The sequence below is a fragment of the Sneathiella glossodoripedis JCM 23214 genome, assembly GCF_000616095.1.
Classification (GTDB): domain Bacteria; phylum Pseudomonadota; class Alphaproteobacteria; order Sneathiellales; family Sneathiellaceae; genus Sneathiella; species Sneathiella glossodoripedis.
Window position 1 is genome coordinate 187,940 of the sequence record NZ_BAMS01000001.1, and the last position, 18,605, is coordinate 206,544.

Annotated in this window: 20 protein-coding genes and 2 pseudogenes; 10 read left to right on the forward strand and 12 right to left on the reverse strand. The window is 45.9% G+C overall.

Annotation, left to right across the window (positions count from 1 at the left end):
• Window positions 1-51 precede the first annotated feature (51 nt).
• Entirely contained in the window at window positions 52-852 is an 801-nt protein-coding gene (locus tag JCM23214_RS00915; RefSeq protein WP_025897028.1) for a glutathione S-transferase family protein, read from the forward strand.
• Window positions 853-945: 93 nt separating this feature from the next.
• On the opposite strand, the gene JCM23214_RS00920 is transcribed toward JCM23214_RS00915, so the two are convergent.
• Both JCM23214_RS00920 and JCM23214_RS22950 read right to left on the reverse strand, forming a co-directional pair.
• Window positions 946-1,125, reverse strand: coding sequence for a DUF1328 domain-containing protein (locus tag JCM23214_RS00920; protein WP_025897029.1), 180 nt, complete (start codon window positions 1,123-1,125; stop codon window positions 946-948).
• Window positions 1,126-1,157: 32 nt separating this feature from the next.
• Window positions 1,158-1,313, reverse strand: coding sequence for an entericidin A/B family lipoprotein (locus JCM23214_RS22950; protein WP_084264483.1), 156 nt, complete (start codon window positions 1,311-1,313; stop codon window positions 1,158-1,160).
• 234 nt (window positions 1,314-1,547) lie between these two features.
• Between JCM23214_RS22950 and JCM23214_RS18455 the strand changes: the two genes are divergently transcribed.
• The 8 genes from JCM23214_RS18455 to JCM23214_RS00965 all read left to right on the forward strand — a co-directional run bounded on the left by JCM23214_RS18455 (window position 1,548) and on the right by JCM23214_RS00965 (window position 8,836).
• The gene (locus tag JCM23214_RS18455) at window positions 1,548-2,921 is read left to right on the forward strand and encodes a mechanosensitive ion channel family protein (protein ID WP_025897030.1); all 1,374 of its coding nucleotides are present in this window, start codon (window positions 1,548-1,550) and stop codon (window positions 2,919-2,921) included.
• A gap of 97 nt (window positions 2,922-3,018) precedes the next feature.
• Window positions 3,019-3,522, forward strand: a complete 504-nt coding sequence (locus JCM23214_RS00935; RefSeq protein ID WP_025897031.1) for a Dps family protein — start codon at window positions 3,019-3,021, stop codon at window positions 3,520-3,522.
• An 11-nt stretch (window positions 3,523-3,533) separates the two neighbouring features.
• Window positions 3,534-3,776: a hypothetical protein gene (locus JCM23214_RS00940; protein ID WP_025897032.1), complete on the forward strand. Its 243-nt coding sequence runs from the start codon at window positions 3,534-3,536 to the stop codon at window positions 3,774-3,776.
• A 120-nt stretch (window positions 3,777-3,896) separates the two neighbouring features.
• Window positions 3,897-5,891 (forward strand): ATP-binding protein, encoded by a 1,995-nt coding sequence (locus JCM23214_RS00945; protein WP_025897034.1) that lies wholly within the window; start codon window positions 3,897-3,899, stop codon window positions 5,889-5,891.
• Window positions 5,891-6,280, forward strand: coding sequence for a response regulator transcription factor (locus tag JCM23214_RS00950; RefSeq protein ID WP_025897035.1), 390 nt, complete (start codon window positions 5,891-5,893; stop codon window positions 6,278-6,280). The genes JCM23214_RS00945 and JCM23214_RS00950 overlap by 1 nt, the downstream gene beginning before the upstream one ends.
• Complete coding sequence (locus tag JCM23214_RS00955; protein WP_025897036.1) at window positions 6,265-6,762, forward strand: MgtC/SapB family protein; 498 nt, start codon at window positions 6,265-6,267, stop codon at window positions 6,760-6,762. Before JCM23214_RS00950 ends, JCM23214_RS00955 begins: the two co-directional genes overlap by 16 nt.
• A gap of 154 nt (window positions 6,763-6,916) precedes the next feature.
• Complete coding sequence (locus JCM23214_RS00960; protein ID WP_025897037.1) at window positions 6,917-7,633, forward strand: hypothetical protein; 717 nt, start codon at window positions 6,917-6,919, stop codon at window positions 7,631-7,633.
• Between the two features lie 111 nt (window positions 7,634-7,744).
• Window positions 7,745-8,836: a phospholipase D-like domain-containing protein gene (locus JCM23214_RS00965; RefSeq protein ID WP_025897038.1), complete on the forward strand. Its 1,092-nt coding sequence runs from the start codon at window positions 7,745-7,747 to the stop codon at window positions 8,834-8,836.
• Here JCM23214_RS00965 and JCM23214_RS00970 read toward each other — a convergent pair whose 3' ends face one another.
• The 4 genes and pseudogenes from JCM23214_RS00970 to JCM23214_RS18465 form a co-directional block, all read right to left on the reverse strand.
• Window positions 8,837-9,550 carry a response regulator transcription factor gene (locus tag JCM23214_RS00970; protein ID WP_199899177.1) on the reverse strand — a complete coding sequence of 238 codons (714 nt, stop codon included), beginning with the start codon at window positions 9,548-9,550 and terminating at the stop codon, window positions 8,837-8,839. It abuts the gene before it with no gap.
• A 91-nt stretch (window positions 9,551-9,641) separates the two neighbouring features.
• A complete protein-coding gene (locus JCM23214_RS00975) occupies window positions 9,642-9,992 on the reverse strand; it encodes a 5-carboxymethyl-2-hydroxymuconate Delta-isomerase (protein WP_025897041.1) in 351 nt (116 codons plus the stop codon).
• Between the two features lie 16 nt (window positions 9,993-10,008).
• Window positions 10,009-11,471, reverse strand: a pseudogene (locus JCM23214_RS18460) (glutamine synthetase family protein).
• Between the two features lie 36 nt (window positions 11,472-11,507).
• Window positions 11,508-12,829 (reverse strand): annotated as a pseudogene (locus tag JCM23214_RS18465) (Rieske 2Fe-2S domain-containing protein).
• A gap of 176 nt (window positions 12,830-13,005) precedes the next feature.
• On the opposite strand from JCM23214_RS18465, the gene JCM23214_RS00990 reads away from it, so the two are divergent.
• Window positions 13,006-13,773, forward strand: coding sequence for an IclR family transcriptional regulator (locus tag JCM23214_RS00990; RefSeq protein WP_025897042.1), 768 nt, complete (start codon window positions 13,006-13,008; stop codon window positions 13,771-13,773).
• A gap of 9 nt (window positions 13,774-13,782) precedes the next feature.
• Here the strand turns inward: JCM23214_RS00990 and JCM23214_RS00995 are convergent, their stop codons facing one another.
• From JCM23214_RS00995 to JCM23214_RS01015, 6 genes are read right to left on the reverse strand one after another with little or no spacing between them, the layout of a single operon-like run.
• Complete coding sequence (locus JCM23214_RS00995) at window positions 13,783-14,760, reverse strand: ornithine cyclodeaminase family protein (RefSeq protein WP_025897043.1); 978 nt, start codon at window positions 14,758-14,760, stop codon at window positions 13,783-13,785.
• Window positions 14,757-15,599, reverse strand: coding sequence for an alpha/beta fold hydrolase (locus JCM23214_RS01000; protein ID WP_025897044.1), 843 nt, complete (start codon window positions 15,597-15,599; stop codon window positions 14,757-14,759). The genes JCM23214_RS00995 and JCM23214_RS01000 overlap by 4 nt, the downstream gene beginning before the upstream one ends.
• Window positions 15,596-16,195: an MlrC C-terminal domain-containing protein gene (locus JCM23214_RS23615; RefSeq protein ID WP_199899182.1), complete on the reverse strand. Its 600-nt coding sequence runs from the start codon at window positions 16,193-16,195 to the stop codon at window positions 15,596-15,598. Before JCM23214_RS23615 ends, JCM23214_RS01000 begins: the two co-directional genes overlap by 4 nt.
• A gap of 20 nt (window positions 16,196-16,215) precedes the next feature.
• The gene (locus tag JCM23214_RS23620) at window positions 16,216-17,046 is read right to left on the reverse strand and encodes a M81 family metallopeptidase (protein ID WP_199899183.1); all 831 of its coding nucleotides are present in this window, start codon (window positions 17,044-17,046) and stop codon (window positions 16,216-16,218) included.
• 3 nt (window positions 17,047-17,049) lie between these two features.
• Entirely contained in the window at window positions 17,050-17,595 is a 546-nt protein-coding gene (locus JCM23214_RS01010) for a TRAP transporter small permease (protein WP_025897045.1), read from the reverse strand.
• Window positions 17,596-17,599: 4 nt separating this feature from the next.
• Window positions 17,600-18,577: a TRAP transporter substrate-binding protein gene (locus tag JCM23214_RS01015; protein ID WP_025897046.1), complete on the reverse strand. Its 978-nt coding sequence runs from the start codon at window positions 18,575-18,577 to the stop codon at window positions 17,600-17,602.
• Between the last annotated feature and the right edge of the window lie 28 nt (window positions 18,578-18,605).

The following is an 18,605-nucleotide window of genomic DNA, read 5'->3' on the forward strand; positions in this document are numbered from 1 at the left end:
AAGATATACATAATGCAACTAAGTTTTTAGCGACCTTGCAAGGATTGCCAGATGCCAAAACATACGATCTATCATATTCCGGTCTGCCCTTTTTCTCAGCGCCTTGAAATACTTCTGAGACTGAAAGGACAAGAGGATAGTGTAGATTTCAAGGTTGTTGACATTACGCGACCACGCGATCCTGAGTTACTTAAAAAAACCAGAGGGACAACGGCCCTTCCTGTTCTGGAAACTCCGGACGGAGATATTCTGAAGGAAAGTCTGGTAATATTACAGTATCTGGAAGAGATCTTGCCCGGCGGCCTGATCCGTCAGTCAGATCCCTTGAAACATGCGATCGAGAATATGCTCATTGCAAAAGAAGGCCCCTTTACAATGGCCGGATATCTGTTCGTAATGAACCAGCAAACGGATCGGCGAACTGAACATGAGGAGAAACTCCTTGGCATTTATCGGGATATCAATGAGTTTCTGATCAATTTTAATCCCGAAGGGACTTATCTGTTTGATGAATTTGGTTTGGCTGAAACAGTGTATACGCCTATGTTTATGCGTTTCTGGTTTCTGGATTATTACGAAAACTTCACATTACCAGACAATGAACAATACCAACGGGTTAAAAGATGGCAAGACGCTTGCCTTACTCATCCGGCTGCCCAACAGGTAACTAAAGAAGAAATCGTTAAATTATATTATGATTACGCGTTGGGCGCGGGAAATGGTGCAGTACCGGAGGGCAGAACCCGGTCTAGTTTCGTCTTTGAACCGCACTGGAAAACTCGCCCCTGGCCACCCAGAAACAAATATGATGCAAAAACCACGGATGAAGAATTAGGGCTGATATCCGCGTAGCCACAGAAATAAACGACGCATGCCATGGCTGGCAGCGAAAAAAAGGGTCATGGAACTATATCCATGACCCTTTTTTTTAGTAGCCCATGACTGCTAAATTCTGGGCCCTGCTCTTTTATCAATCGCACCGAATACCAGTGCCACCACCAATAGCGCGATGAAAATAAAGAAAATAAACTGTGCGATGTCAGCTGATGCTGCTGCGATTCCACCAAATCCAAATAGGCCTGCGATAATCGCAACGATGAAAAACATTAATGCCAAACGTAACATGTTTGCCTCCTTAGCGAGATGTCTAATTTTGGTTATTCGTCACTTGCTTCTTCTGCCGCTTCTTCAATCGCATTACCGGCAGATTCTACGTCCTTGCCAAAACCTTCCATGGTGCTGCAGGCCCCAAGCCCCAAAAGGCCAATGATGGCTAATAACTTCAGAGTCGAACTTCCAAGTAGCTGTTGCATTTCTCTCTCCTTCGGTTGGAGTAATATTTTGCGTCGTTTATTTCGATTTGAAAGTTAGAGGCACGAAGTTCAAATTTCGATTTGTAGAAGCACCGAATAAAATAAAATCCCCATAAATTTCCGGGCTGGAAGCGGTAAAATTTATGATCTCTTTATGCTTGGAGGCACGGCTCCATAGAGACCCTTTATCCAGTCCTATCTATTTTGACCTTCAAATGACGGAGGTTCCAATAGATGAAACCAGAAGAATATATTCAGGAAGCTGAAGAAAAAATTGTTCCTCTAACTGAACAGTTTCTAACTTGGGCACAAAATCCAGACATATATTACCAGCTAGCCATTGCGGCAGGGGCTATTACGATTGCATATGTCTTCACTTTCTTGATTAAAGCAGGCGTAAAAGAACTCCAGAAACCGAAGAGAAGTCATCGCAAAACTTCTCTTCGCTGGTTGCTATACAGCCTATCGAGAATCATTTTTCCTGCCATCAGTATATTTTCACTTATATTTGCAACTCAGCTCGCAGAAGAAATCGTCCAACAAACCGAAACAATTGACGCAATTCAACGGCTTTCAATTGTTTGGCTTTTATGGGCTTGCATAAATGCTTTTGTCAGCAACACTTTGATCAGAACCATCGGCTTGTGGATGGTGCTTCCAGCCGCACTGCTTCAGCTGTTTGGATGGTTTGAGCCAGTCACAAATTTACTGGAAAGCTATGGCTTTACATTGGGAAAAGTGGAAATCACTGCCTACACTTTTGTAAAAGCCATCTTTTTTGTCAGTATCATAATCTGGCTAGGTAAACTTATCAGTAATGCAGGTGAGGAATATATCCGTCGCAACAGGAGCCTAACACGAGCAACAAAAGAACTGTTGATTAAACTGTTCGACGTTGTTCTGTATGCTGTCCTTTTCATGACAACCTTAAACCTGATTGGCATCGATCTAACAGCACTGGCTGTTTTTAGTGGTGCACTCGGTGTAGGGTTAGGTTTCGGGCTTCAAAAAGTCGCTTCCAACTTTATCAGTGGAATTATCCTGCTTAGTGAGCGCTCTATAAACATCAACAATCTTATAGAAATGGATGATGGAGTCTTCGGCTATGTCCGCAAACTTGGCGCGCGCGCCAGTGTCGTGGAGACATTTGATGGGAAGGAAGTTATGGTTCCCAACGAAGATTTCATCACATCCCGAGTTGCAAATCTTACGCATACGACCACGAAAGGTCGCGTGGGTATTACAGTTGGGGTATCCTATGGCACAGATCTGCGACTGGCATACGATCTTATTAAAACAGTGGCTGACGACTATGAAAGCGCTGTACATGATGACGAAGAACTAAGCCCACAGGTTTATCTGAGAGACTTTGGCAGCAGTTCGGTTGATTTTCTGCTGACCTTCTGGCTCGAAGATGTCAGCAAAGGACGCTGGCGCGCAAAAAGTGATGTCATGTTCGCCATTTGGGATGCCTTTAAAGAAAACGACATTGAAATTCCGTTCCCACAACGAGACCTGCATTTACGCAGTGGATTTGATCAGCTCGAAGTAAAACAGCCATCAAACCTAAGCGATGACGCAACAAGCGAGGATAAGGAGAGCGCTTAATTTTATGCTCTCTTTATATCAAAAGCCGTCACTTCGAATAGAAGCCTTACGCTGCACCCTCTAATTTATTCATCATGAACGAAGGAGAGATAACGCAATGAAAAATACAACACTTGAATTGGTTGACGATAAGTCTGTTGAAATCGGCGTTAAAGAAGAAAGAAGGGCAGAGGTTGCCAAGTCACTCTCTACGTTTCTGGCTTCCACATATACGCTGTACATGAAAACACTTTACTACCATTGGAATGTGACAGGGAGCAACTTTTCAAGCCTGCATGCCTTATTTGAAGATCAATATAATGATCTTCATGATGCCGGTGACAAAATTGCCGAACGCATCAGAATGCTGGGCCATTTCACACCAGGCACCTTTTCTGAATATATGGAACTTTCCTACATTTCCGAGGACAAAAAGCTTCCAGAGAATTCAACCAAGATGGTTGAAAATCTGCTTAAAGATAACGAAACCTGCTCACTACAAGCACGCAAGGTCATGAAAACCGCGGAAGCCGCAGAGGATGAGGTGACCGTTGATATGATGGTTGATCGTATGTCGACGCATGATGAAGCTGCGTGGATGTTGCGATCCTTAATTCAATAACGGAGGAGATCATGGGAAATACAATGTTTTTAAAACGACGTAGATATGGTGTCACTACATTGATCGCCGTCATTCTGTCAGCCTTCATGCTCACAGCCTGTGATGATGATCCGGTCATTGTAGATAAGGCACAGGAAATTTCAGACAAGGTTGATGACGCAGTTGATAGTCTGGATCCCAATAGAACAGTTGGTGAAAAAATTGGGGATGCGGTTGAAGATACCGGAGAGAAAATCCAGGATGCAGCCAACTGATAGAGATTCTCCATACGCGCAACCAAGCAGTCCCATCGGGGCTGCTTTTGCCATTTCATAATGGAGAATTTATATCAACCTATCTAGGATGAAACAGGTTTGATTATCGGGTGATTGTTCATGGCGGTTACAGAAAAAATTGTTGTATTTATTGACGCACATCCCAAAACCTATGTGCTGTTGAGAAGTGCCGCTAACAAAGCACGCGAGATGAAGCTTCCTTGGGAAGCTGTATATATTGAAACGGAAGACCATTTTTTGATGGATCGCGAGTCACGTGAGAGGATTTTGCGATATTCTGAGCTTGCAGAAAAACTTGGTGGTTTGTTCGTTCAAAAAACGGCCAAATCAGCACTGGATGGGGTGACTGACCATATCGAAGCCAGTAACGAAAAAGGCCAGCTAGTTGTACAGGTAATAATCGGACATACGAGCAAAGAAGGTCTTTTTGCAGAGCTTAAAACTTCTCTTGCTGAAAAAGTCACCCGACGTTTTCGCAATCAGCCTATTCAGGTTCAAATTGTACCGCTCAACAGCCGACAATATGCCGTTAGCTGGCTTGACCGTTTACGCTTGAGAGAGGTTCGTTTCATAGACATTTTCCTCTCAATCGTAGCTGTTGGTATCGCCTATACAATCACGGCGATCCTGAACTGGACTGTAGATAATACGGAATGGACAATTACCCACAACAATATCGCCGCCATCTTCATTATTGCATCTGTTTTTGTGGCCATCCAATTTGGCCTTTTGCCCAGCCTTTTGACGACTCTACTGGGTTTTTCAGCAATAAATTTCTTCTATATTTCTCCGCTTAACAGCTTTGATATACACAGTATTTCTGACGGCATTGACCTGTCCATATATCTGGTTGCGTCAATCATCATTTCGATCTTGGGGGCTTACAGTCAAGCCGCACGAACTGCTATTCAGCAAAAAGAAAAACGCTCCGAAGTCTTATATCGAATTAATCAATCAGCAAATGCCGCAAATGACCGCGAAACAGCCCTGAAAGTTCTTCACGAAGACCTGAGCAGTTATCTGCAAATGGATGTTGCTTTTTTCTTACCGCCAGCTCTCAACCCGGATGCAATCGAGCTTGCATTTCCAAAGAACGTTTCGTTTTCAGACAATGATCTGCAGTTGCTGGACAAATGCTGGAACGATGTTCGGGCGACCGGCCTTGGTACCTTGCGGCATTTCGGATCTCAATGGCGATTTGAACCGCTGACCTCTCCAAACGGGGAAATTGGCGTGTTAGCATTTAAAATACCGCCGCTCACGCGGCTTGACGTGTCTTTTGGTCGTCTCGTTACCGCACTCGCGGATCAAATAGCAGCTATTTTGGAAAGAATTGAGCTGACTAAAATGATTAGCGAAAGCCGAATTCGCGAGGAACGCGAAAAGCTGAGAGGCATGCTTCTCTCTAGCGTCTCGCATGACCTGAAAACGCCTCTCGCCTCAATAATTGGATCGTTAAGTATCTACCGACGTATGCAAAAAGCAGGACGACTGACCGAAGATACTGCTAATGAACTGACCGATACCGCACTGGAAGAAGCCCAGCGGCTTAACAGCTTTATTACGAATATTCTGGACATGACCCGTATTGAGAGTGGTGACATTGAATTTTCGCAAGAGTGGGTTCTTCCATCATCGCTGCTTGCCTCCATGCCAAAGCGATTAAAACAAACCTTGAAAGGGAACAAAATTCTGTTTGATACGGAAACTGAACCCTGCGAGGTCTATGCAGATAAATTGATGACCGAGCAGGTTCTGCAAAACCTGATTGATAATGCTGCCAAATATTCACCTGCCAATACCGATATAGAAATCGGCTTCGGGCCGTATGAAGACGGCTTTGCCATTTGGGTTAGAGACTTTGGCTCAGGAATTCCCGATGAAAAAATGGAAGCGGTTTTCGATAAATATGAGCGGCTGAAAAGATCTGATACCCAGGTAGCTGGCACAGGATTGGGCTTGGCAATCAGCAAAGCGGTTATGGAAAAACAGGAGGGCCGTATTTGGGCCACAAACCACACTGAGGGCGGCGCCATATTTACAATCTGGTTCCCAAAATGGAGAAAAGTGGGGGAAGAAAGGACAGCGAGTTAATGAGTTTACAAGGCGCAAAAATTGTAGCGATTGATGACACACCGTCCATTCGCACGTTTTTAAAAGTGACGCTGGAATCTGAAGGAGCAGAATTCTATGACGCGGCAACTGCTGAGGAGGGACTTCATCTGTGCGAAAAAGTACTGCCAGATATAGTCGTTCTTGACCTTGGCTTGCCTGATGCGGATGGGCTGGACATTTTACCGCAAATCAAAAAAACCCAGGAGGGCGACAAACCGCCTGTAGTCGTTTTGACTGTCCGAAAGGGTCGGAAAACCATGCAGGCCGTATATGAGAAAGGCGCGGATGGTTACCTTACCAAACCATTTATGGTTGATGACCTTTTGGAAGTATTGGAAGAAAAGATATTGCGATGCCATATTCCTTAACCCCCCAAGAACTTGCCATACGACTGGGCGTAGCAGCTCTTTGCGGTTTTCTTATCGGGCTCGAGAGAGAAATAAAACACAAAAGTCTGGGCGTTCGAGCCTTTGTACTGGTTTGCCTTGGCTCTGCAGGCTTCTCGCTCACATTGATCGAAATTACCAATTTCTATATTTCGACATATGACGATATTGCGATGGACCCAACACGGATAATTCAAGGAATTGTCACTGGTATTGGTTTTCTTGGTGGTGGAGCCATTCTTCAGTCACAAGGCAAGGTTAAAGGAGCCGCGACAGGTGCAAGTATCTGGGTTGCGGGCGGTATCGGTGTTGCTTGTGGATATGGATTTTACTGGCACGCTTTCATTACAACAGCATATGCATTTTTAATCCTGACAATTTTCGGATATTGCCGGGCAAAATTCCGCGATGATGTTAAAGATAACATCAAGGAGGAAGAAAAGCCTGAAAGAGACGAGGGATAAGAGACTAGTCATTTGTGTCTTTATGTAGAATTTATCATTTGAGTTACTTCTCACTCTCGTTTCTTTATCTCTGCAGAACCAAATCTGTTCCTGTAAACGCGATCCGATTTGTGGATCGCACTAGGAAACGAAATTGGAACAGAAAGAGGATCAAATGTTTAAGAAATTGTTGTCTACAACAGCCCTGACAATGTTCGCCGGATCACTGGCATTTGGAACTGCAAGCGCTGCTGGTACAGACCCAACCGACAGCAAATTCGATAACGAAAGTCCCATTAGCATTAGCGGCACTATTACAGCCGTCACAGAGGGCGCCTTTGAACTAAGATATAATAATTCAGACAAAGGCGAGGATGGTGTGATCGTCGTTGAATTGGATGACTGGGATTTCACCGACGAAGCTAAATTCGTAGAAAAAGGTGAGAAAGTCACTATTTACGGCCATATCGACCATGATCTGTTTGAAACACGGAAAATCGAGGCTGACACAGTCTTTTCTCACAACGACAAGGTCTACTATTTTGCCAACTCTGTCGACGAAGAAGACTTCTATGACACCTACTATGTCACACCGAATAGCGTGAAACTGGAAGAAATTCCAGATGAAGCCTGGGTGAATATTAAAGGTAAAGTGACTGAAATCGATGGCCGCGAGCTTACCATCAGCCTCGGCGGTAAGGATATGGTAATCGATACTGATGAAATGCCATACAACCCGCTGGATAAAGTTGGTCTCCAGAAAATCGAAAAAGGAGACTATATCTATGTGTCTGGTGAAATGGACAAAAACTTCTTTGACGATAACGAGGTTGATGCCGCTAGTATCATAACCTTGCGAGATGCGTCAAAATCGAAGGCTAATAATTCTTAATATATTAGCACCGAAAAAGTCCCCGCCCTGTGCGGGGACTTTTTTGTATCACGACTCCTCTTTAATAGTCTGATAGGTTTAGCCACTACCCATCCATAACACCGGGCGAACATGAGTAATCCAAACTATATTTTTCACACCAAAACTCAGGATGCCTGGTCAGCGATGATGAAGTCCTGCTTTACCGCTGAAAAAAGTATTTATCTTGAGCAGTTTATTCTGCAACCAGATGAAATCGGGTGCGAATTTATAAACGCCTTTATTGATCGAGCGAAAGAAGGAATTGAAGTATCTCTGATACTTGACTGGTGGGGATGCAGAGAATTATTCAAATCAGAGCTGGTAACGAAGATGCGCAACGCGGGCGTGACAGTCCGGGCATTTCATCCACCATCACATAGCTGGCTCTGGCTTCAAAAAGGTCCTCTTCCTCGCGATCATAGAAAGCTGCTGATTATCGACGAAAAGTCAGCCTTCATCGGCGGTGTTTGCATGTATGACGATATCCGAAACTGGCGTGATACCATGGTAGAGATTGACGGTGGGATTGCTGCTCAGATTACACATATTTTCAAGCAAACATGCCACAAGATCGATATTCGAAACGGGTTACTTGATTCTGCGAATACCGTACCCACACACCCACATTTCGAAACCCATGAAGACTATTCCATTTACGCAAATGCACCGGACGCTGATGAGCACTACTTTTCCACTAAACTAATCGAAAAAATTGAAAATTCGGAAAATTCTATAAAACTGACGACCCCGTATTTCACACCAGGGAAAGATCTTACCACAGCGATAACGAACGCGGCTAAAAAAGGCATCAAAGTCGAGATTGTCGTCTCAGCCCACTCCAAATATGCTCCCCACGTAGTCGGACAATTGTTGTCCGCCCGTTTCATATCAGCGGGGGTGGATTTCTACTATTACCATCCTCAAATGCTCCATTTGAAAATGATGATTATCGACGATAACTGGGGAGCAATTGGAAGCTGCAATCTGGATGGCCTAAGCTTACATCAAAATCAGGAATCCATGCTGGTTAGCACCGACCCTGAGTTTGTCAGTCAGATTTCCAACCACTTTAAAATTGACCGAGATGCCGCCAATCAATATTCGCTGAAAGACTGGCAAAAACGACCTATCATGGATAAAATGGCTGCCCGGATTTTACTCCCTTTTCGGAAATTCTTATAGTCAGCTATCAAATACTTCCATGCGGTATCCCACACCCGGCTCCGTAACCACATAAGACGGTGACTTTGGTTCAGGTTCAATTTTTTCGCGCAACTGGCTGACATACACTCGTAAATACTGCATGTCATCAGCGTGGGCCGGTCCCCACACATCCTTTAACACCTGCTTGTGTGTAATCATTTTACCCCGATTAACCATGAAGTATCTCAACAGTTCATATTCTTTTGGGGTTAGAAACGTATTTTGCCCGTCGATATATACTTCATGACGAACCAAATCCATCCGAATTCGTCCATTTTCCAGGTCCGGTTCACCAGCTTCCTGCGTCACTGATTTTCGAAGATTAGCTAAAATTCTGGCGATCAGGACATCAGGATTGAACGGTTTAGTAACATAGTCATCTGCCCCCATCCCCAGTGCGGCCACAACTTCTTTGTCTGCATCACGAACGGAACAGACGATCACCGGGACCTGTGACCATTCCCTGATGTTTTGCAGCACTTCTTTTCCGTCCATATCCGGGAGACCAAGGTCCAGAATAATCAGATCCGGCTTCACCGAGGCCGACATCCTGATGGCTTGCGCACCATTTTCCGCCTCTTCGACACCGAACCCCTCATCTTTTAACGTGATCTTCAGTAGCTTTCTGATTTGAGGTTCGTCGTCAACAATCAAAATTATGTTTTTTTTGTTATGCGGATTATCCGGCATCATCTGTCCCCTATTTGGCAGAAGTAACAACTCTCTGGATATAGATAGTCAGACGCCTTATTCCACTATTTTTTGTGACGTTCAACTCGGTATTCTAGACCTGATCCAACACTCGCTTTTTATAAGCTGTCCTGTTCATATCTCGCACATCAATTCCAATACTCGTAACAGTCGGCATCAGTTTTTCCAATACCGAGCGCAAATCAATTGCAAGTCCTTCTTTCATTTCATCTGTTCGCCCTTCAAGCAGATAAACCGTTACATGAAAAAAAGTCTGCCCAGGCTCTGGCATCAAATAATGATCAAAAGCTTTGGCGCGTATTTTCACATCCGCGAGATTCATGAAATCGCATTCATCTGCTACATCCTGAACGGCTTTCATAGTTTTTGGAATATCAACTGTTTGTTCGATGTCAGCGGCATATTCCAGCACGAAATGAGGCATCTTTTTTATCCTTAATCTAAAAAAGTGAGAAATATTCCCGCTCTTCCCATTCAGAAACAGTTGTTAAATACCTGTTCCATTCAGCTTCTTTTAAAACAGCCATATAGTCAATAAAACCATCACCGAGCTGTTGGCGGTAAAATTCACTTTCTTTTAGAGCAAGTAACGCATCAATCATACTTACCGGCAAGGTTTGAGCTGTACTATCATAGGGGGTTTGAACAGGTGCGGGCGCGACCATTTCCTGTTCTATTCCATCCAGACCACTCAAAATTTGGGATGCCAAATATAGATATGGATTTGCAGCAGGCTCTCCTACCCGGTTCTCAATACGACTGGCTGTGTTTCCAGGCCCTGCAAGGCAACGGATCATGCGCCGCGATTATCTTGTCCCCATTGAATCCGATCTGGCGCCAGCGCAAAAGGACGATATCTTTTGTACCCGTTAATGGTGGGTGTAGAAAACAGACAGCTTTCCTTTGCATGCGCAAGAAGTCCCGCAATCCATTGTAAACCCAAATTTGAAATTGGTTGCTCTGTCTGTGGCATAAACAGGTTTTCACCACTTTCAGCATCCACAAGGGATTGATGCAAGTGCCAACCACTTGCCATTGATTGTTCAAAACGAGGGCGGCACATGAAGGTGGCATGATAGCCGGCCCTTCGGCAGACCTGCTTTACCAGAGACCTGAACAGAACCATGTTATCGGCTTGCTCTAATGCTTCCGCTGGATCAAAGGTAACTTCACATTGACTTGGACCGAACTCAACTTCCAGAGACCTTACGGGCAACCCTATCTGCTCTGCATTTCGGCGTATAAGGTCAAACACATCTTCTATCTGATCATACCTGTCTTCGGTCAGATATTGATATCCATGCGACAATAGCTTTACATTGGGCGGTGTACCTGGTTGCCCGGCATCCTCATATCCCATCGGTTGATCTGTCAGCCGAAAAACATGAAACTCAACCTCCAACCCAGCAATGAAGCGGTAACCTCGTGCGCTCAGCTTTGCAACACTCTGCTTGAGAATATCGCGCGTTGAAAAAGGTACCGCTCTTCCATCCGGAAAGTACAAGTCGCACAAAATCCAACCTGAATGTGGCGACCATGGTAAAACACGAAAAGTGTCAGGGTCCGGTAGCATCAGGATATCACTGGCGCCAGTCAGGTTTCCAGCGCCAAAGCCTGAATCCTCCTGCCACAATGGGAAAACGGTTTTGTGTGACGTGTCCTTTAACAGCATGGAAGACGTCATCGTGATACCGCTTTTTAAGGCGGACTGAAGAGCGGACTTCGTTATCGTTTTTCCCCTCAAAATTCCATGCTGGTCCACAAAAGACAGCCGAACCACCTCAAGATTTTGAGCCTCAGCTTCGGCGAGTATCTTCTGCGCTGTCTGAAATTGCGTTTCACTCCAAAGCCCGTGCTGTGAAGCGAATCCTGTTGTCACATCATCGCCAATTGAAGATTTCATATCCATTTCCCTTACCAGACTTCCCTGATAAACCTATCAAAGGGATGCATTCCATTCACAGGCATTTCGCCGATCTGCATCCTTTTCTCTCCAAACTCCTTGCCAGTCTTTCGTCGGTGCGATGACATCAATTGACACAGGACCCCTAATTTCTCTCGCTTGCTCTTTTCCTATTTGAAGTGGAAGTGAAGAGACATCCTCCTCAGAGACTACGACAGCCATTGCTTTGGAGAGTTTGCGGCGATGCATCGCAATGGCTTTGTCGGTCGTTCCCAGATTCTCTTTTGTTCTATCCTGAATGGCACCCATGGACTCGCAAGCCCATTGATCATGAACATTAATATCCATACCCATTCCCGTATAGGTCAGAGTTTCTTGTTCCTGCCTATTATAACCATAGTTGTTACGCTTGTTTTTAATGGGCGCATAATCCGGTAGTGTATGCTCTTCCATACGCTGATCGCGCATCTTTTCCTTATCGACCGGTGCGCCAAAACTCGTGAACATGGAAACCCAGTAACAGTTTTCATCGTCGATGGGGACATGCCACTGGGTAATTGTCATTTCATTAGACATCGGTATCGTGATTGCGCAAGGAAACACTTGGTTTGTAACCCTTACATGGCTATTACCGTTGCCAAGATCCCGCAGCGCGATCAGACGCATGCCAAAATCCGTATCCTCCACATGAATTTCCGGCGCAGGAAATTCACGCAATAACTGGGTCATCGGAATATCTGTATTGGCTGCGGTATCACGAAATTGCTTGCCGTAACTATCTTTGGGGTCTTCGTCCTGTAAAAATCGATGCAAAAAAGAAGCATGAGCTGGATCGATGCCCACCTCCAAAGCCTGAAGCCAGTTACACTCCCAAAGACCTTTGAAAGAAAAGACATGGCTTTCCGGAGCTACAAAACAATCCAGATCTGGAACAGCCGGCGGCTCACCTTCCCCAAGGTAGGCAAAAATTAGCCCATTTCTCTCGAAAGTAGGATAGGATTTAATTTTAATCCGCTCATACATTTTCAGGTTTGAGGGCTCTGCTGGCTGTTCAACACATTGTCCTGTTTCATCAAATTTCCAACCATGAAAGGGACATCTGATCCCTCCTTCTTCACCCGGCCAAAACATAAATCCGCCCCTCTGTGCGGACAATGACGCTCCGTTAGCACGAGTTTGCCATCTCTATTTCGATGCAACGCAAGCTTCTCGCCCAGCAAGTTCACCGGAACAACGGGGCGATCGCGCTCCAATTCTTCGCTTAATGCTGCTGGCATCCAGTATTGGCGTAAAAGCTTTCCGCCCGGAGTGTCCGGTCCAACCTGTGTAAGTTCCCGATTTTTATCAACTTTCATCATGATACCGCTTACCTCATCTAGCCTGAATTTCAGAAGCACGAGCCCTGAAATTTGTTACTTATTTTTATTGTCCGATTATCGAACATATGATATATAATCGGACAAATTTTTGTTATACTCCTAAAACTTGGGCTATTAGTCAAGTTCCACAAAACCTGAGTGAAGTGAATGTCCGCATGAGTGAAACTCTTTCAGACAAAGAAATCTCCCTTACCTTCATGAAAGGCCTGCAGGTCTTGGCGGTTTTTGATGCGACAAACCGCGAAATGACAATTTCCGACATTGCAAAAAAGACGAAACTGAACAGAACTGTAGTTCGCAGACTTCTTCTGACACTGGAAATGATGAATTATGTGGAGTGCCGAAATCGCCTTTATCGCCTTACCCCTCGCATTCTTCGTTTGGCTGGCGGTTTTTTACAAAGTCGCGAAATAGGAAAATACGCAACACCGATCCTGACCAACTACTCACGAATAATAAGAGAAAGTATCTCTTTTGCCATGCTGGATGGTGATGAGGCGGTTTATGTCGCTCATTCTCCAGGTGATCCCGCCATGATCACAATGGGTTTTACTGTTGGATCACGCCTACCTCTTCACGCGACAGCGATTGGACGGACTTTGCTCAGCTTTGTTGAACAAAACAAGCAACAGGAACTTCTAAAATCAATTAGCCCACGTGCCTACACCCCCTGCACCCTCACCGATAAAGAAGATATAATTGAAAGCCTGAAAGAATCAGCTTCACTTGGATACTGCCTCGTTCAGGATGAGTTTGAAGAGGGGGTCACTTCATTGGGAGTGCCCGTTCAACATGAGAGCGGCACACTAATTGGTGCGCTGGGAATTGTGGGCCCCAACCCAAGATTTTCTGACAAGGAGATACTTGAGAACAAAAAAGAATTGTTAGTTGAATGCGCTGCTTCAATTGCTGCAATTCTATAACGGAGCGCGTTAGAACGCCACGTCTTGCCCCATTCCTTTCTGTACCGCCTGAGTTAGCACATAATGTGCAGCAGCTAGATCTTGCGCAGCGATACCCAATGAGCGATACAGGGTGATCTCAGAGATATCTGACCTGCCTGAAGCTTCACCACTCAAGGCCGCGCCTATTTCACCACGAATAAAATTACGATCTAACTTTCCCGCTCCCATCATGTCTACAATCTCACCAGCCTGCGCCTCTGCAGACGGCCAGTAGTCTACCCAGATCGAAGATTTCAGAACAGCAGCATCATCAATTTCCCGCATAGTTGGAATGGATGAGCCAACCACATTCAAATGAGTTGAAGGTGAAATCCAGTCCCCTTTCAAAACAGGTTCTGCCGAGGCTGTAACCGTACAAATCACATCCGCATTCGCGGTATGAGGCTGCACTTCAATATCCGAGGTAAATTGCAGTTCGGGGTATTTCGTAGATGCTCTATCGACAAAAGCGGTCACTTTTTCAGTCGATCTTCCTACAACTGTAACTTTTTCAATAGGTCGAGCGCAGACCATGGAATCCAGATGAAATTCAGCCTGCTCACCATTCCCGACAATAAGCAATGAGCTGGCGTCTTTATTGGCGAGCAGTCGAGTTGCCACCCCACTCGCCGCAGCGGTTCTAATAGCCGTCAGAAGGCCGGCATCCATCATGGCAATCGCGCCGCCTGTTTCTGCTTCAAAAAGTACGATTGCGCCGCGATGTGAAGATAATCCTTTTTCCGGATTATTCGGAAAAAGGCTAACCAGCTTTACACCAAAGCATGCGGGGTCGCTAATTGCACCTGGCATAACCCCCATCTTGTTACTCCCGCCGACTGGGATCGCTGTGCGCAAAGGTAATGTCTCGCTCCCTTTGGAGACATTTTTCATGACTTTTTCGACGACGTCTATTGCGGTCGCCATCGGAAGAAGTGTCGCGACGTCTTCGTTACTCAGGATTTTCATAGACGACGCACCTCTGTACTTCCTTTTTCAAAGTCATCTGCTTCTATCTGCAAAACCTCCTCAAGAAGTTTGGTATACTCATCAGGTCGGACCACATACGGGAAATGTCCACCCCAACCAAATTGAAAAGCAAGACGTGGACTATTTCTCATACGGACAGCTTCGCGCATTTCCAGTGGAATAAGCGGATCGTCATCCGCTTCAATTGTTACAACTTTTGAATAAGAAGGCCCAAGCTCTGGCCCAAATTTGAGCGCTGATAAACGTGCTCTCATTTCCGCTTCCAGAATTCGCCCTCCTGCTTCGGCAAGCAATAACGCTACAAGGTCGGACTGATCAGGATGCTCTTTTTCCCATCCCCCTAGTGCAGAGGAAAACCCCGCACGGATCTCTTCAATGGCAATATTTTGCAAATCGAGCGAGTAAGGTAGGCGCTGATCCATGCCAATAACAGAATGCAGTGTATTTGCCGCCAGCAAGACATTTACCTTGTCCGGGAAATTACCTGCAAAATATTGCGCCAGATATCCGCCTAATGAAGATCCAAGCACGCTGGCCTGATCTATGGAAAGCCTTTCAAACAAACTTGCCAGATCACTAGCCCAATCTTCAATGCCTCCTGAAGACGGGTAACTCACCGCAAGAACGCGATAGCGATTTGAAAGGGCTTCCATTTGCTGCCAGAAGATATCACCCCGCCCAAGCGTTCCGGGTATGAGTAAAACAACAGGTCCCTCCCCTATATCGGTCAGCCCCCAATCGCGCCCATTTAACAAAATCCGGCGTTCAGGATTTTTCTGCGAGAACAGATCTCTGGCCTCAATCAAACAATTGCTCACGCGAACGGGTCCTCCACTTTTGGCCAGTAATCAGGCTGTCTGTTTTGATAGGGAATATTTGCAAAATCCGGTGTAATGGCGCCGGGAGTCGCAATCGGTATTACCTTTTTAGCAATGGGATTAAATCCTGCCTGATAATGGTTTGATGACTTAACACATATATATTTGCGCTCGGACAGGTTTATACCCAGCTGTTCGAAGGCTTGTGGATGAAAAGTCTGGGTGCGGACGGTGTTTACCACAATATCAACCCCCTCACATTCCAACCAAACCGCTTCACCCATTGGGGTTGGCAATGTTCCAAACATCTGCTGCGCATTTAACATGCAGGCGCGGACTGTAACCATAAGGTCCAATGGCTTGCCGGACATAGGGCCGCATTTTCCACCCAAACGAACCGCCAATTTCGCACCGACCCCGGCCTCCTGACAAATTCTGACTGTCCCGGGATCCCAGAAAACGCCAATCGCAACCGATGTCATCCCCCGGCCCAGAATCGCTTCCAGCAAAAATGTAGAATCTGATGGCGCCCCTCCACCCGCATTATCTGACATATCTGCGAGCACAACCGGGCCTGCAACCTCCGCCTCAGCCAAATCCAATGCCTGGTCTATAGTTATGTTTTCGGCCAACAATTGGTGCCGCATTTCATACAGCTGCGTTCCCAATTCAGTAGCAATTTTCTGTGCCTGGTCTGCATTTCCATCACAGATGCTAGAGCCCTTGTACCCGTTCTTTCATGATCACCCCATGGGAAACCATGTGCGATAGACAGAGAAAGAATGCCATCCTTTCCCTCACGCGCAATCATACTATCGACAAACTCCCGCATCGGTCCCGACGGTGTAGGTAGTGCCAAAATCATTCGGCAGTCGAAGTCTCGCATCACAGGAGTAATGTTCCCCAGTGCAGTCTCTTTCGCTAATCGAAACAGGTCCTCTGCACGCTCTGGGATATCGACATGAGGATATTCTTTATATGGCATCAACAAATCTGCGGCCTGCATCATCAATTCTGTCAGATGACAATGCGGATCAAGTAATCCTCCAATGACGGCATTCGGACATAACTCGCGACATCTGTTAATCAAATCCCCTTCGCAGTCATCGTAACCATCTGCAATCATTGCCCCATGTAACGATAGAAGAATAATATCGACAGAGCCCGCATTCCGCAGATCTTCAAGAATTTCGTCTCTAAATGTTTCGTAAACGGAACGAATGGTCAGTCCCGCCGGTTGGGCATGCGCCGAAAGGCTTTCAACCACATCCCAATTATTTGCCAGACTATTCTTTTTCCAGATATGCAATGGCGAGGTCCAGAATTCAATTGGATCCGCTGTGGCCGTACCGCGGTGAATTTTGCCCTCTTCGAAACTCTTCAGGCCCGTCGGGAGTGGAGAAAATGAATTAGTCTCCGTACTGAGCCCGGCGATAAATACTTTCATATTCTAGTTGTCCTCTGTCGCAAGGTTTTCAGTCTGATTAAGTCCTGATATTTGCATCAAAATTCCTGCAAACACATGCAGAACAATTAATGCGAAAGCCACTGGAACCGCTGACGTGAACCAGATCATGGAAAACGGGATTAATTCGGCCTGACGCCCCAGACTACGGGCCAGAAAGCCATATGCAATGCTATTATTCGCGCCAAATAAGGAATACCAGATCACAGGCGCCGCAAATAACAGTACTCCGACTCCTCTGATGATTGAAAGGACCGTACCGAAAGTTCCTTTCACATTTTGCATGGCGGGAAAAAGCGTTGGATCTGCTTTTAACCGGAACGCAGCCGAGGCACCAAGCATGCCCGCCCAAACCATTGCCCGACGCGCCAATTCTTCAGTCCAAATGGGAGGCGCATCGAGCAGATATCGCGCAAACACCTGCCAGGAAGCTGCAAAGACCATCACCAGCACAGCCAGTACAGCTCCCCACAGCGCAACCCTGTTCAAGGTCATTGAAACTCTATCAAGCCCAAGTGCAAGCGCTCGCATTTGCTCAGTTACCCTTCGCTTTTTCCCAAAGGGCGATCTGCTCTTTACTGATAAGCCCACTGTTATAAGCTGGTGCAGATGCGGCCCTGAATTCTGCCCGGGCGGCTTGATCCAACGTTTCAATGGCAACGCCCGCTGCTTCCAGCTTTTTAAGAACAGCATCCTGCTTTTTCAGCCATTCCCTGTTTGCGTTATTAGCCGCAACTGCCGCTGCATCAACAACTGCGCGGTCGTCTTCATTGAGACCCTGATACCACATTTCAGAAACAATAGTGATCCTCAGGGAAGGCGAAATGGCAGCATCCGTAAAATGCTTGATGAAATCAGTATGGCCAAAAAGTAGGGGAACAAAGGCTGGGTTCAAATATCCATCCGCAACGCCGGTTTGCAACGCATTGGGAACTTCCGCCCAACTCACGATCGTACCAGCGGCGCCCCACGCCTTATATAACTCGATCTGGCTTTCATCCAATGCCCGCATCCGAAGACCATCCATATCTTTTACAGAACGGACCGGACGTTTGGTGTTAAAAATTCCGGATGCCTGCCCAACAGAATTAACCGCCAGTACTCGCACACCAGCCGGTGTTGTCTTTTCGTTGATTTTGGCAAGCATACCGCCTTCATATAAGGCGCGGTCGACTTCAGCCATGTCTTTGAAAAAGTAGGGAAGACGTAGTCCATACACCAGACTATCCAATGATCCGACAATATTCAGCGGTGACATGGAAACTTCCAAAAGGCCCTGACTAATCTGATCAAATAACTCGTCGTCACCTCCCAGTGATCCACGTTGATACTCTTCGGCCTCAATACCATTATCATTTAGGTAAGTGCTGAATGTATGTGCCCAGACATAACTCCCTGAAGCTTCCAGATTTTGAGGGCTGTCTAGTGCAATTTTAACTTCTGCAGCCGTGGGCCCCGAGAAAACAGCCAAAGCCGCCAGTATGACTCCACCCAATATTTTTTTTGTTTTCATTTTAGTCTCCATATTAATTGGTTACACG